Source organism: Flavobacterium sp. TN-1 (assembly GCF_052828645.1).
Genome location: NZ_CM128253.1, coordinates 989,503 through 1,004,199 on the forward strand (window position 1 = coordinate 989,503; position 14,697 = coordinate 1,004,199).

The 14,697-nt window shown below is 33.7% G+C and carries 12 protein-coding genes; 11 read left to right on the top strand and 1 reads right to left on the bottom strand.

Annotated elements, in window-relative coordinates; translation table 11 throughout:
* The first annotated feature begins 7 nt into the window (after positions 1-7).
* The 9 genes from ACUXZJ_RS04135 to ACUXZJ_RS04175 all read left to right on the top strand — a co-directional run bounded on the left by ACUXZJ_RS04135 (position 8) and on the right by ACUXZJ_RS04175 (position 8,580).
* Positions 8-2,017: a fumarate reductase/succinate dehydrogenase flavoprotein subunit gene (locus tag ACUXZJ_RS04135; protein WP_060383670.1), complete on the top strand. Its 2,010-nt coding sequence runs from the start codon at positions 8-10 to the stop codon at positions 2,015-2,017.
* 93 nt (positions 2,018-2,110) lie between these two features.
* On the top strand, positions 2,111-2,872 hold the full coding sequence (locus ACUXZJ_RS04140) for a succinate dehydrogenase/fumarate reductase iron-sulfur subunit (RefSeq protein WP_060383669.1): 762 nt from the start codon (positions 2,111-2,113) through the stop codon (positions 2,870-2,872).
* 89 nt (positions 2,873-2,961) lie between these two features.
* The gene (locus tag ACUXZJ_RS04145) at positions 2,962-3,474 is read left to right on the top strand and encodes a thioredoxin family protein (protein WP_446195837.1); all 513 of its coding nucleotides are present in this window, start codon (positions 2,962-2,964) and stop codon (positions 3,472-3,474) included.
* 24 nt (positions 3,475-3,498) lie between these two features.
* Positions 3,499-4,212: a hypothetical protein gene (locus ACUXZJ_RS04150; RefSeq protein ID WP_446195839.1), complete on the top strand. Its 714-nt coding sequence runs from the start codon at positions 3,499-3,501 to the stop codon at positions 4,210-4,212.
* A gap of 18 nt (positions 4,213-4,230) precedes the next feature.
* Positions 4,231-4,929, top strand: a complete 699-nt coding sequence (locus ACUXZJ_RS04155) for a hypothetical protein (protein WP_446195840.1) — start codon at positions 4,231-4,233, stop codon at positions 4,927-4,929.
* A 10-nt stretch (positions 4,930-4,939) separates the two neighbouring features.
* On the top strand, positions 4,940-5,512 hold the full coding sequence (locus ACUXZJ_RS04160) for a hypothetical protein (protein ID WP_063743506.1): 573 nt from the start codon (positions 4,940-4,942) through the stop codon (positions 5,510-5,512).
* Between the two features lie 13 nt (positions 5,513-5,525).
* On the top strand, positions 5,526-6,689 hold the full coding sequence (locus ACUXZJ_RS04165; RefSeq protein ID WP_446195842.1) for a tetratricopeptide repeat protein: 1,164 nt from the start codon (positions 5,526-5,528) through the stop codon (positions 6,687-6,689).
* Complete coding sequence (locus tag ACUXZJ_RS04170; protein WP_446195844.1) at positions 6,652-7,803, top strand: polysaccharide deacetylase family protein; 1,152 nt, start codon at positions 6,652-6,654, stop codon at positions 7,801-7,803. Before ACUXZJ_RS04165 ends, ACUXZJ_RS04170 begins: the two co-directional genes overlap by 38 nt.
* A 9-nt stretch (positions 7,804-7,812) precedes the next feature.
* On the top strand, positions 7,813-8,580 hold the full coding sequence (locus ACUXZJ_RS04175; RefSeq protein ID WP_446196272.1) for a nitrilase family protein: 768 nt from the start codon (positions 7,813-7,815) through the stop codon (positions 8,578-8,580).
* Between the two features lie 292 nt (positions 8,581-8,872).
* On the opposite strand, the gene ACUXZJ_RS04180 is transcribed toward ACUXZJ_RS04175, so the two are convergent.
* Positions 8,873-9,568, bottom strand: coding sequence for a S24 family peptidase (locus ACUXZJ_RS04180; protein ID WP_060383662.1), 696 nt, complete (start codon positions 9,566-9,568; stop codon positions 8,873-8,875).
* Between the two features lie 367 nt (positions 9,569-9,935).
* Between ACUXZJ_RS04180 and ACUXZJ_RS04185 the strand changes: the two genes are divergently transcribed.
* Both ACUXZJ_RS04185 and ACUXZJ_RS04190 read left to right on the top strand, forming a co-directional pair.
* Entirely contained in the window at positions 9,936-10,973 is a 1,038-nt protein-coding gene (locus ACUXZJ_RS04185; RefSeq protein ID WP_088466274.1) for a patatin-like phospholipase family protein, read from the top strand.
* 77 nt (positions 10,974-11,050) lie between these two features.
* Entirely contained in the window at positions 11,051-14,671 is a 3,621-nt protein-coding gene (locus tag ACUXZJ_RS04190; RefSeq protein WP_235588331.1) for a hypothetical protein, read from the top strand.
* Positions 14,672-14,697 lie beyond the last annotated feature (26 nt).

The window sequence follows — 14,697 nt, forward strand, 5'->3', positions numbered from 1 at the left end:
ATAAGATATGAAGTTAGATTCTAAAATACCTGAAGGTCACATTTCTCAGAAATGGACAAATCATAAAAATAATTTAAAATTAGTTGCTCCAAACAACCGTCCAAAAATCGATGTTATCGTGGTTGGTACAGGTTTAGCAGGTGCTTCGGCTGCTGCTTCATTAGGAGAAATGGGATATAATGTAAAAGCATTTTGTTTCCAAGATTCACCACGTCGTGCGCACTCTATTGCAGCACAAGGAGGGGTGAATGCAGCAAAAAATTACCAAAATGACGGTGACTCAGTATACCGTTTATTCTACGATACTATCAAAGGTGGAGATTACCGTGCTCGTGAGGCTAACGTACACCGTTTAGCTGAGGTTTCAGGTAATATCATCGACCAATGTGTGGCACAAGGAGTTCCATTTGCTCGCGAATACGGAGGTATGTTAGACAACCGTTCATTCGGAGGTACACAAGTACAACGTACATTCTATGCTGCGGGTCAAACAGGACAACAATTATTATTAGGAGCTTATTCTGCTTTATCTCGTCAAATCGGTTTAGGACGTGTTAAAATGTACAACCGTCACGAAATGTTAGAATTAGTAAAAGTAGATGGTAAAGCACGTGGTATCATTGCTCGTAACTTAATTACTGGTGAAATTGAAAGACATTCAGCACACGCAGTAATTATTGCATCGGGAGGATACGGTAACGTATATTTCTTATCTACTAATGCGATGGGAAGTAACGTAACGGCAGCGTGGAAAATCCACAGACAAGGAGCCTATTTTGCAAACCCTTGTTATGTACAAATTCACCCTACTTGTATTCCAGTACACGGAACCAATCAATCGAAGTTAACGTTAATGTCAGAATCATTACGTAACTCAGGTCGTATTTGGGTTCCAAAGAAAAAAGAAGATGCAGAAGCTATCCGTGAAGGTAAATTAAAACCCGTTCAAATTGCAGAGGAAGATAGAGATTATTTCTTAGAAAGAAGATACCCAGCGTTTGGTAACTTAGTACCGCGTGACGTAGCTTCTCGTGCAGCAAAAGAGCGTTGTGATGCTGGTTTTGGTATCGAAGCTAACGACACTAATGAAGGGGTTTATTTAGATTTCGCTTCAGAAGTAATTGCAAAAGGGAAACAAGCTGCTTATGCAAAAGGAAATCATAATCCTTCTCAAGAAGAAATCATTACTTTAGGGAAAGCTTGGTTAGAAGAAAAATATGGTAACTTATTTACCATGTACCAAAAAATTACGGATGAAAATCCTTATGAAACCCCAATGAAAATTTACCCAGCAGTACACTATACTATGGGTGGTGTATGGGTTGATTATAACTTACAGTCTACTATTCCTGGATGTTTCGTAGCAGGTGAAGCTAACTTCTCTGACCACGGAGCAAACCGTTTAGGAGCATCCGCTTTAATGCAAGGTTTAGCAGACGGCTATTTTGTATTACCTTATACAGTTTCTAACTATTTAGCAGATGAAATTCGTACAGGTAAGATTTCTACTGATTTACCTGAATTCGTTGAAGCAGAGAAAAATGTTAGAGATCAAATCAATGCGTTCTTAAATAATAACGGTTCTAAATCGGTTGATTATTTCCATAAAAAACTAGGACTTATTATGTGGAATAAAGTAGGTATGGGACGTAATGCTCAAGGCTTAACAGAAGCCATTGCTGAAATTGACGCGTTACGTAAAGAGTTCTATGCTGATGTGTATGTTCCAGGAGCTGCTGATGAAATGAATACGGAGCTAGAAAAAGTATTACGTGTAGCTGACTTTATGGAGTTAGGTCAATTAATGGCAATGGATGCGTTACAACGTAAAGAATCTTGTGGAGGTCACTTCCGTGAAGAGTACCAAGATGCTGAAGGAGAAACCTTACGTGATGATGAAAACTTCTCATTCGTAGGCGCATGGGAATATCAAGGAGCAGACATCAACCAATCGGTGTTACATAAGGAAGAGTTGAAATACGAATACATTAAAATTGCAGCTCGTAATTATAAGTAGTAAATAGTAAAAAGTAAATAGTGAAAAGTAAATAGAAGTTTAGATTGTGCTAATCACTTTTTACTAGTCACTAATCACTTAAAAAATAAAATTATGGCATCAAAGAAAACCATCAATATAAAATTAAAAGTTTGGCGTCAGAAAAAAGCTTCTGACAAAGGACAAATGGTAGATTACTCATTAAACAATGTATCTACAGACAGTTCATTCTTAGAAATGATGGACCAATTAAACGAGCAATTAATCGTTGAAAAGAAAGAGCCTATTGCTTTTGACCACGATTGTCGCGAAGGTATTTGCGGAATGTGTTCTATGTTTATTAATGGTCGTGCGCATGGTCCTGACACTGGAATTACTACATGTCAGTTACACATGCGTATGTTTAACGATGGCGATACAATTTATGTAGAGCCATGGAGAAGTAAAGCCTTCCCTGTAATCAAGGATTTAGTAGTAGACAGAACAGCTTTTGACCGTATCCAACAAGCGGGTGGATTCGTTTCTGTGAACACTTCTGGTAACACGATTGATGCAAATACAATTCCTGTACCTAAAGTAGATGCTGACAAAGCTTTCGAAGCTGCGGCATGTATTGGTTGTGGTGCTTGTGTGGCAACTTGTAAAAATGGTTCTGCGATGTTATTCGTAGGGGCAAAAGTTTCTCAATATGCTTTGTTACCACAAGGAAAAGTTGAGGCTACCCAACGTGTATTAAACATGGTACGTCAAATGGATGAAGAAGGATTCGGTAACTGTACAAACACAGGTGCTTGTGAAATCGAATGTCCAAAAGGTATTTCATTAGAAAATATCGCTCGTATGAACAGTGAATACTTAAAAGCGAGTTTGAAATAATCGCTTTAACATAAGTTTATAACCCTTTCGGCCTATCTTGACTGAAAGGGTTTTCTTTTTTTAGTATATTCACGTAAAATTTTTTATAAATGAAAAAGTTAATCCTATGCTTGCTTTTAATAGGTCAAGCTAACTTCGCTCAAACCACCGATGAAAAAACAGAAGCTAAAAAGAAAGTGGAACAGGAAAAAGCGGTTTTAGCCAAACCGTATCATGAAGAGGAAGATGCCTCTCTTAAAGTAAAAGAATTGCTGGCTGTTGCCCAAAAAGAACACAAGAAAGTCTTAATTCAAGTAGGAGGAAACTGGTGTATTTGGTGTTTGCGATTGAATGATTTTATCCATAAAAATGAGGCATTGAAACAACTGGTTGATGCTAATTATTTGTATTATCATTTGAATTGGTCTCCTAAGAATAAAAACGAAAAGTTCTTTAGTCAATATGAGGGCAATCCTGGAGAAAAACACGGGTACCCCGTTTTTATGATTTTAGAGGCATCAGGTAAATTGCTTAAGGTACAAGAAACAGGTTCTTTAGAAGAAGGAAAGGGCTATAGCTTTGAAAAAGTAAAGACATTTTTAGCATCAAATGCTTCTAATTAAGCTTACTAAAAACTAAACTAATATATGCAATTTCTAAAAAATGTATTCGTAACCTTGTTGATTGTTTGTTTGTGCAGTTGCAAGGACAACACAGCCACATTACAAAAAGTACCACAACAGCAATCATCCAAGACTGATAAAAAGAAAGCTTCTAAGTTGTTTTCAGATGTTTTTGAATTTGTTAATTATAATGATGATGGAGATTACCAGCTGATAAATTTCAGAAAGAATGCTAAAATATACAGTTTTATCAATGATACTAACGACGATAGAACATTACTTCGAGGTGATAAAGTAGAAGTGCATTGGAAAATGGACACTATTTATATTGCAGGTGATGGTGAAACACCTGAGCTGGCGGAGTGGTTGGTTTCCTTTAAGAAAATAAAGGAAGGAAAACTGTCTCAATTTCGTAAAACTTACAAAAAAGAGTTCAAATATCATTGGTTTAATGAAAATGAATATTCTGAAGAATATTTGAAACAACTATATACCTGGGTCGAATATTATGTGGCCAATTCAGATAATGAATTATTAAAGGCACATCTCGAAGCAGGAGATGCGTTAGAGTATTCCATCGAACAGCAAGAACGTGAAGGTAAAACCTATACGCTTATTGGTTTAGGTACTTCTTTTGAAGGTAGAATGACTAAAATTAAATGGTTGTATTATGATGCTGAAAAAGATGATTTGTATGCTTACGATTTAGGGAATGATATTTTAGTCCTATTTCCGTAAACTTTAAATAGCTAAACAATGAAACAAACTATTTTCAGTATTTCTATGCTTTGTTTTTTGCTAGGAAGCTGTAAAAACGATAAACCCATTGCAGAGGTTACTAAGCCTCAACCTAAAGTAGCCAAAGAAAACCCTAATCCTCCGCAAATTCAAAATGACATTCATGAGTATATTCCTGAGGGTTTTGAAATTCAGTACGAATGTGATGGCGATTTGAATCAAGATGGGTTAAAAGATTATGCTTATGTGCTCAGAAATATAGAAGACGATACTATGGCAAGAAAGACCTTAGTGTTTTTTGGGGATAAGGAAAAAGGAAGGCAGTTGTTCCAGCAGTCAGAGCTCGTCTTTCCTGTTGAATATAGTGATGAAGGATATAAAATTTATGACTCCGAAACCATATCTATAGAGGAAAATCAGTTGATGATGGAGCTTTCGGGACTGGGACCTTCAGGTACAACCACTATAATTTTTCAATTTGAAAATGGAGGATTATTTCTTAAGTCAATGGAAAGTTTTCATGCAGGGGCTGGAGGGCAAACTATTGCTAGTTATGAGGTGATGACTGGTAAGATTGAAATGACGCAAGTAAATACCATGAAGGAGGATATGCCCTCAGAAACAGAAGTGAAAAATTTTGCACCTTTGAAACTAGCTTTTGAGAAAGTAAATCCAATGGAACTTTTTGACCAACAAATTCTTAAATTTGGGTTCTAAAAAACAAACAATGAAAAAACTATTTTTGCTGGCTACTCTCTGGATTACGAATTCCTTTCAGGCACAAGTAACCACTGTAGTTAGTGCTTTTACACAAAATTTGACCAAGAATGACCTTCCTTTTCAGGGCGACCGAAAAATGTTTGCCACAGGAATCAATGATACCCGAACCGAGAATGTTTTGGTAGTTTCTAAAAACAAATCTGGTGCTGCGAACGACGAACTTTTTATCGAAAAATTCACCAAAACTCCAGACGGCTATACCAAATCTTTTTCTACCGTATTTACACACCCCGTAAATAAATCCTTGGCTTTTGTCAATAATAGGATGATGTATAGCGATGCCGATAAGGATGGTAACGCGGAAATGTTATTGGTAGTTGACGAAAATGAGGCAGGACCTGAAAGTCCATTACAAAAAGTTTGGGGCGTACTTGTTTACAAGAATGTAGCTTACAAACTTTGGGTGACCGCCGAAGATAATTTCACAGAAACAAAATACGATGCTCATTTTTCGACTTTGCCCGAAAAGGTAAAAAAGGATTTCTTAGCATTTTGGAATACATTAGACAAAGCAAATTAAACAGTTATAAATCATGAAAAAGATTTTAAGTATTGCTCTATTTTTTATTGTTCAAACTTTCTTAGCACAAAACAATAATGAAATTCTTGTGTTGAGTGCCGTGGTAAAAGATAAAGTGATTCCGAATGCTCAAGTTATCTTTCAAAAAAATGGAGAAACTTCCTTAACACGGATGACCAATTCCGCTGGAAAAGTGATGATTCCAGAGGAATTCCGAAATACTAATGACTTAACCATTATTATTAAAAAGGAAGGGTATTCCACCTTGGTTTCTAAATGTCCTTGTGGAGGTTTAACCTATGCCATCAGTCCGTTTATGACCGAATTAGACGGAATGCGTATCGTGTTAAGTTGGGGACAACGACCGTTGGATATTGACTCCCACTTGTCTTATCAAGGAGGATACGTGTGTTATTACCAAATGGATGCGGTGAATGCAAAATTAGACGTGGACGACACAGACAGTTTTGGACCAGAAACCATCACTATTTCTAAGAAATTACAAGGTAAAAAGTATGTGTATGCAGTACATAATTTTTCGGATAAGGATAATACAAATAATGCAAATTTGGCCAACATTAGTAGAGCAAAAGTATATGTGTACATTGGAAATACTTTAATCAAAACCTATACGCCACAAGCAGGTAAAGTAGGAACCGTTTGGATTCCTTTTATCATTGATGAAAATGGAAACTTAGTGGATATTAATGATTACAGAGATGCTTCGTCTTGGGAAGGTGTACGTTCAATACTACGTGAATACCGCCCTTCAGAACAGCAAACAATGGTTTCTGCCAGTGATGTTGCAACCGCAAAACAAATTAACAAAAGAGGAGAAGAACAATACCATGCAGGAAATTATGAAACTGCGATAGGTTTTTATCAAGATGCTATTGAATTAAATCCCTCAGAAGGATTGTTTTACGGTAATTTAGGATTGGTATTTCAAAAATCAGGGAGAGAAGCGGAGGCTTTATGGGCAAATCGTAAAGCCATTGCCTTAGCTAATGGTACTACGGCAAATACAGTAAAAGCAGGTTCTTATTATAATATTGCTCGTATTTATGAAGCAAAAAATCATTTACAAGAAGCATTAGAGAATTATAAATTGGCCAAACAACATAAACAAAATCCAGTGTATGACAAAGCGATTAGTAGAGTACAACAACGTTTATAAGCTTACTAAAACAATAGTTATTGGATTCTTGTTGCTCACAAATTTTTGTTTGGCAAGTAACGGGCCCGATAAAATTGCAAAAATAGATAGGGCTTTATGGCCCTATCCTATCCATAGTGCGCATAATTTTGATGTGGCATCCAAGTGTGAAATGATAGCTTTTTCAAAAGCATTTAAAGCTTATGAAGGACTTAATGAAGCCGAATTGCAGCAAAAACTTGATTTGAAAAAAGTATCGGTGACTTCCGTTCGGGAATGGGAAGCAAAAACAAAGCAAATCATTCTAGCTAATTTTAAGGCGTTAACGAAAGCTTCGCTTCAAGATTTGATTGCAATAAATGAAATCAATACTTGGGAAGATGTTGCTAAAATACATCCAGAAGTAAAAATGCCTTCTGCTTTGAAAGCGTGGTATCAAGCCAGTTTGGATTTTTATGATAAATATATGTATGAGCAATGTCGTTTAGCTTCTTTGTACCCTAGAATTACGAGTGAAATAGGGTTGATGGCAAAAAATGAAATCAATGGTTTTAATTTGCCTGCAAAGCAATTCTTATTAACCTTTGATGATGGACCAACGGTAAAAAATGGGAATACGGATAAGATGGTTAAAGTCCTCAATGAGCAACATCAAAAAGGTGTTTTCTTTGTTCTTGGTGACGCCTTACAAAAACGAATGCAGACGGATAAACAAATTCAAAATTTATATCAAGGACATTTGTTGGCATCGCATGGAAAAACGCATGTTTCACACCAGAGATTAGCAGAATGGAAGTCGTCACTTACGTATACCAGCGATTTAATTCAACAATTGACCGATTCTGATAAACCCGTATATTTTCGTCCGCCGTATGGTCAAAGAACGGAAGAATTAGCTAAAAGTTTGGGAACTACGCAGTCTAAAGTGGTTTTGTGGAATATCGATTCACAAGATTGGAATGCACATATCACCGCTAGGGAAGTGGCAGACAGACAAATAAGTTTGATGTTATTGTGGCGAAGAGGGATTTTGCTTTTCCACGATGTTCATGAAAAAGCACAAACAGCAGTACCTTATATTCTGAATTATTTTAAAGGTTCAGGAATACAATGGATGCAACCTAATGAAATTTAAGTGATGAAAATGAAAATCGCCATAATACAATCTGATTTAATTTGGGAAAATCCTCAAGCTAATCGAAATCATTTCGAACAAAAAATCAATGCTATTCAAGAAGCTGCCGATTTAATCGTGTTGCCAGAAATGTTTACCACGGGTTTTACAATGAATCCTTCAGTGGTTGCCGAAACCATGACGGGTGCGACCGTGCAATGGATGCAAACACTAGCTATCGATAATGCCTGTGCGATTACAGGAAGCGTGGTGATAGAAGAAGAAGGAAATTACTACAACCGTATGCTTTTTGTGCATCCTGACGGGAGTATGCAGTATTACAATAAGCATCACTTGTTTACTTTGGCAAAAGAAGAAGCCGTTTTTACAGCAGGTAAAGAAAAAGTAATTGTAGAATACAAAGACTGGAAAATCTGTCTCCAAATTTGTTATGATTTACGTTTTCCAGTATTCGCACGTAATGTCGAAAACTATGATGTACTCATTTATGTAGCCAGTTGGCCGAAACCAAGAGTACAAGCTTGGGATATTTTATTGCGCGCCCGTGCGGTAGAAAATCTTTCGTATGTGATAGGCGTTAATCGTATAGGTACTGATGGCAGTCAACTGGAATATGTAGGACATTCGCAAGTGGTAGATTATCTTGGAAATTATGTGGTTGCACCTTTTGAAACTTCAGAAGTGCAATTAGTAACTTTGGATAAAGAAGCACTTTTGGAAACAAGAAGGCGTTTGAATTTTCTGAATGATAAGGATTCTTTTTGTCTTATTTCTTAAAAGAATATATAATTAGATAAAGACTTTGGAAGACTTCATCGTTTGAAACTTTAGTAATAAATGGTATTGGTAATTTTACTTTTTGTATAATTTTTATTAATTGATTTTAAGCCCAGATTATATATTATAAATTTAGTGTAGATAAAAATAACTTTCAATCTAAAAAAAGTACTCCATTTTTTGTGTTCAATATAGTATAACGATAGTTGTGATAAAAAAACGTGTACTTTTATCTTCAAGACAAAGTCTAACGCATAATTTAGATTAAACAAATTTAAAAACAGGGATCGGATTAATTCATAGAATTAATTCGTATACTGGCTTTAATTAAGGCTAGAGCTCTTATTTTGCTTATTTCTACTTCCTTGTCTTGGTGATGTTTGTTTTGACTAACTAATTTTACAAAGTTTGCGTTTTCTGATTTTTGAATGTATTTAACCATTACAAATTCTTCACCACTCATTTCAATACTTAACAAATACATTTCTCCCCAAAATATTTCATTTTGAATATCATTTATTTCCTTGTATAATACAATGTCACCACTTTTTAGTAAAGGATACATACTGTCACCTGTTACATAAATAGCACCATCACATTTAGGTAAGTTAGGAATTGAAATATAATCTAATGGGACATTGTTTGAAGACTCCGAAAATAAAGGAACTAAACCAGCTGTAGCCTCAATGTCATATAAAGGGATTTGTTGATAATGAACAGAATTATCTGTTTTTAAAGGAAAAGCTTGGATAGATTTATTTAAGATAAAATCATCATCCTTTAGCATATTTCCCTCTCCTGTTAAGAGCCATGTAGGATTTAAATCATTGTATAATGAAAGAATATTTTCTAGCATACTTGAACCAATGCTTTTTCCTTCTTTTACGGCTTTAGAAATACTTCCTCTTCCAGCATTTAAACTGTTTTCAAAAGCATAAAAACTAATTCCTTTTTTATCCAAATAATGTCCTAATCGTTCTGAAACCATACTATAATCGTGAAATTTGAGGTAAAAATACGAAAAAAATCTTTACATAGTGGTTTAAAATCTTATAAACCTTTTTTAAGTTGATTTATTTCTTCTAAAAATAGAAAATAATCTAAATATTGTTTTGTGTTATGAAAATAATCTTATATATTTGTACTGTTGAAAGATTTTGATCTACTTATTAAGATTATAATCGTCTAAATACCGAATAAAAGCTGTATAAGTCAAAAAGTTTTTTAAATCATTTTAGTATAAAAAATTATTGTATGAAACAAATAAAGTACTGGGATAGTTCTTAAGACTAGAATTATTCCGATAGGAATTCTTGTGTCTATTTTAAAAATAAAAAAAGATAAACGATAAAAAGATGTCTAGTAAAATAAGAATTTTAAGTTTAGATGGAGGCGGAATAAGAGGTATTATAACCTGTGTTATTCTTAAGTATATAGAAGAACAATTGCAAAAAGAAGATAATCCTAATGCTAAAATTGGAAATTATTTTGATTTAATAGCAGGTAGTAGCACAGGAGGGTTATTAGCTTGTTTTCTTTTACATCCTGATAATAGTAATCAAGCATTATTTTCGGTTAACAAAGCCATGGATTTATACCAAAAAGAAGGCGAAAAAATATTTAACACTTCATTTTGGGAAGGAATATTTAATCCATTTGGTCTATTTAATGAAAAAATATCTCAGAAAAATATTGAAAAAGAACTGGATATTATTTTTGGAAAAACAGAACTTAAAAAACTAATAAAACCATGTCTTATTACTTCTTATGATATCCATCAACGAAAAGCTAAGTTTTTTTGTAGTCATGAAGCGCATACTGATTTAGAAAATTTTTATGTAAAAGATGTTTGTAGAGCCACAAGCGCAGCTCCTACCTATTTTGAACCAGCAAAAATTAAATCACTGTATGGTCAAGAATTTACATTAATTGATGGAGGCGTTTATGCTAATAACCCTGCTTTATGCGCCTTTGCCGAAGCTAGTAAAATTCCATTTTCAAAAATTCTTAATAACCCGAATAAAGTAGATTATCCTGAGGTTAAAGATCTGATCATTGTATCCATTGGAACTGGAGAGGTGTTAAAACCCTATGCTTTTGAAAAGTTTCAAGAGGCAGGTAAAATTAAATGGATTAGTCCATTGATAGATATTTTATTGTCTTCAAATGCTGAAACAGTTAATTATCATTTAAGCACAATGTATCAGGCATTAGGTACGCGTAACCGTAAAAACTATTATCGCTTAGCCCCTTTATTACGAAACGCTTCTCCTGAAATGGATAATACTACAGAAAAGAATATTTATGAGCTTATACAAGCGGGAATGTACTATGTAGACCAAAATAGAGAAAAACTAGATGAGATAGTAAAAAAGTTGGTGAAAAACAAATGATCCGTTTTGCCTATCCCTCCATCTATCATAAACACAAACAAAAATAATAATTCATCAGTAATTTTAAATAATAAAAAATGAGTACAAGAAATGATGCGTCACAGACGCTTTTTAGAATGGTGAGTTTAAGAAACCCACAATTAACAGAAACTAAAATAAAAAATTTAAGCTTCATACAAAGACCTAAAGTAGTAAAAGGAGTTTTTGATGAAGTAATTATGAACTGCCCTCAAAACACCTCAAAAATTAAGGCAATAGAAGATTTTATTGAAAGAAAAGGACTAAAATTCATTCCTTTTAATTCAGAAGAAGAATTAAAAAATGAGAATTATGAACAGTTACTATCTATTGGTAGAAAAATTACAAAAAGAGAAGAAATTACAGACCAAGATTGGGAAAAGACTGATTATTATTACAAACAAATGATGGATTCTAACAGAGGATTAACCTCAGAAGCCATTAGTAAATTAACAATACTTTGGGATAATTTAATTTATCAAATAATAACCCAAAAAAACTTTTATATAAAAGAAGCTCTTTGCGATATACTAAAAGCTATTCACACAGGCTTTGCGCAAAATATGCAAATAGACGAAGAATTTGTAAAAATAAATGGTGAAGATCCTGCAAAAAATAGCTTGAATGGAAAAATAGTAATTCCCAAAGAATTGTTTTTACATGAAGAAACAGTTAAAGAAACAAATGAAGAAACAAATGATCCTAGGTTGTCCAGAGTTGATCAAACACAACTACGATTATATGCACAAAATAATTTAACGATTCAAACCGCTATTTATAAAAGAGAAGAACTCAAAAAATTAGATTTAGAGCTAAAATCCGTTCAACAGGACTATTTTAAAGAAAGAGAAGAAACTTATAAGAGAACATATCGTAATTACGCAGAGCAAAACCAATTAAAATTTCAAGAACAAGATCTCGTATCATCCGAAATTAATAAATTAATTAATGTAAAAGCATCAGAAGAAGAATTACAGCCTTTATATGATAAATTGAAAAAAATAGAAATTGTTCCATACGAATTTGAATATAAAAATGAAATAGATTTAGCTGTATTTAAGACTAAACTATCTTCAGAATCATTTGATACCCTAATAGGATCCTTTACAAATTCAAAACCTTCTGTTTTCTTAACTCAAAAGACCATGTTAAAGCCAGAAAATGTGTCGAGTAGAGAAATACAATTAGGAGAAAATGTAATTCAATTAGATGATACATTAAAAACCATAGAAGATATACTAACAAAAATACAAGATAAAATATCAAATCTTGATCAAATTATTTTAGACAATACACCATTAGTTCAAGAACAATACATAAATCTAGAAGGAGCAACAATTCCAGTACACAATAACAATAATAAAATTATTCCTTTTGGATACCATGCAACAGTTGGTTCGGGAGATTCAGGTTCTTTTGTGAGTTTTTTATTTGATACTTATGAACTTGATCCCATGCTTGTAAAAGCTAAAATTATTGCAGATACTGATTTAGGACATTTTGAGGAAATTTATACCAATATTCAAGGGAAAGATCAAAAAATAATATTTCCACCCATTTTAGTTAGAAAATTTCAATCCGTAGCTAATTTTAGAGTAGAGCTAATTTTTTCAGATAATAAAGAATATTATGCCCAAATAGATAAACTTGCGTTTTCTGATGGAAAAGTAGGAATGTTAACCCCCGTTCATAAAGAAAATATTCGCTCTAAAAGAAATAATTTCGGTATAAAAAGAGTGGGTATTGCAGATTACCTAAAAGTAGTTCAAAGTGTTCATGCCTACGTGCCAGGGTTAGTTTCAAACATTGAAAACATAATGGCTAGTGAGTTACGACATAAATCATCCGTTTCTAGAGATTACTCTGAAATTACAGATACAACCTCAAAATATCAAGAATCGGAAAAATTATCAGATACCTCTAAAACATCAAGAGCTGATATGCAAACTGAAATTGCAAAAGAAATTAAGAAAGAACAAAATATAACCTCAAATACACGATTTAGTTATAATACAGGAGCTTATAATTTTGAAATGACAGGTGGTTATGCTAACAATTCAGCTCAGCAAGACAGCATTCGTCAAGCCGTTATGAAGTCCCAAGAAATTACGGAAAAAGCAATGGAAAAAGTAGTGAGCAGAGTTTCAGAAGAACGCGTTCAAAAAATTATCAAAGAATATACAGAAACAAATGTACATGAATTTGATAACAGAGGAAAAGTATCTGAAATCAATAACCCAAAAAGCATTAGACCTAAACACATTTCAGGTGTATATAGATGGATAGACATTAAATATAAAAATCAAATTTATAATTATGGTAAAAGAACCATGTTTGAATTTATGGTGCCAGAACCAGCAAGGCTGCATCGTTTAGCGTTTATGGTTTCTAAAGGTCAAATACTTACAACTCCTGTAGACCCTAGAAATGCCACAGGAGAATTAAAAATGGCAACTGGAAAAGAGGCAACAAGAAAATTATTAGAATATTGGGCTAAAATCTACAAAGTAGAGTTGACCCCTTTAAAAGAAACAGATACACAACATTATTCTTTTGTGGAAAAATTTAACAATGGAGGTAATTGTCCTGTATATCAAAGAAATATAAAATTAAATGATGGATATGTAGCTAAATCAGTGAAAATTGACTTCACTTATTGGAGAGAAGATTCAGGATCTTCCAGCAGAATTAATTTAGATTTTAGCAATGGTATTAACAAAGAATTTTGGTTTGAAACAATATCTGGAACAATAGCAATTGATGACCTAAACCTATCAGATACTTTTAGCTTAAAAAACTCAGGTTATAACTTAGGTGAAATTGAATACAATATGTATTTCAATTTAAAAATAAATCCTAACAAATTAGAAGCTTGGCAAACCGAAAATTTCAATGCAATAATCAAAGCCTATGAAGAAGCCTATAAAAAATTTCAAGAAGAACAAGCAAAGTTAGATGAAGAACAAAAGAAAAAAGAAAAAAATGCAAAAGAACAAATGAGTAACTTTTATCGCTTCATGGAGCAAGATGTGTTAAAACACAACTGTATAGCTTATTTACTACAAGATTATATAGGCACTTTAGGAGCCAGTTTTTCCATAGGAGATAAAATGGAAGACTTTCAAGTACTTTTAGATAAAGATCTTGATAAATATACTGCATTGGCAAAATTTATGGAACAGGCGTTTGAATGGCAAATTATGGATTATACTTTTTATCCTTACTATTGGGGAAAAAGAGAAAAATGGCAAGAAATGTATATTTCTAATTCGGTAGACCCTTTATTCAGAAGTTTTTTACAAGCAGGATTAGCAAGAATTATTGTAACGGTAAAACCTGGTTTTGAAGATGCCGTACAATTCTTTATGACTACTGGAAAAATCTGGAACGGTGGCGAAGTACCCGTAATTGGTGATCCACTATACATGAGTATCGCAGACGAAATGCGTGCTCCTGTAGGAGAACCTCAGGGTAAATACTGGATTACTAAAATCCCTACAGCACTGACTATTTTACAGGATAAATCAACCGGCTTACCAGTAGAACAACCGCTGCCTATTTTCCCTGAAAACAACCCTACCGATTGTGAAAATCCTGGTGAGTTGGAAGGTGCTTCAAGTTTCAGATTAGACGAAGCCAAACTGTCAAGAGGGGAAGAAACAGAGAGTACTCTAAATTAAATAGTTTAACAGAATGGTGGTGTATA

Excerpts from the sequence above, each read along its gene's own strand:
- ACUXZJ_RS04135 (WP_060383670.1), top strand. The coding sequence starts at position 8 with ATGAAGTTAGATTCTAAAATACCTGAAGGTCACATTTCTCAGAAATGG.
- ACUXZJ_RS04140 (WP_060383669.1), top strand. The coding sequence starts at position 2,111 with ATGGCATCAAAGAAAACCATCAATATAAAATTAAAAGTTTGGCGTCAG.
- ACUXZJ_RS04145 (WP_446195837.1), top strand. The coding sequence starts at position 2,962 with ATGAAAAAGTTAATCCTATGCTTGCTTTTAATAGGTCAAGCTAACTTC.
- ACUXZJ_RS04150 (WP_446195839.1), top strand. The coding sequence starts at position 3,499 with ATGCAATTTCTAAAAAATGTATTCGTAACCTTGTTGATTGTTTGTTTG.
- ACUXZJ_RS04155 (WP_446195840.1), top strand. The coding sequence starts at position 4,231 with ATGAAACAAACTATTTTCAGTATTTCTATGCTTTGTTTTTTGCTAGGA.
- ACUXZJ_RS04160 (WP_063743506.1), top strand. The coding sequence starts at position 4,940 with ATGAAAAAACTATTTTTGCTGGCTACTCTCTGGATTACGAATTCCTTT.
- ACUXZJ_RS04165 (WP_446195842.1), top strand. The coding sequence starts at position 5,526 with ATGAAAAAGATTTTAAGTATTGCTCTATTTTTTATTGTTCAAACTTTC.
- ACUXZJ_RS04170 (WP_446195844.1), top strand. The coding sequence starts at position 6,652 with ATGACAAAGCGATTAGTAGAGTACAACAACGTTTATAAGCTTACTAAA.
- ACUXZJ_RS04175 (WP_446196272.1), top strand. The coding sequence starts at position 7,813 with ATGAAAATCGCCATAATACAATCTGATTTAATTTGGGAAAATCCTCAA.
- ACUXZJ_RS04180 (WP_060383662.1), bottom strand. The coding sequence starts at position 9,568 with ATGGTTTCAGAACGATTAGGACATTATTTGGATAAAAAAGGAATTAGT.
- ACUXZJ_RS04185 (WP_088466274.1), top strand. The coding sequence starts at position 9,936 with ATGTCTAGTAAAATAAGAATTTTAAGTTTAGATGGAGGCGGAATAAGA.
- ACUXZJ_RS04190 (WP_235588331.1), top strand. The coding sequence starts at position 11,051 with ATGAGTACAAGAAATGATGCGTCACAGACGCTTTTTAGAATGGTGAGT.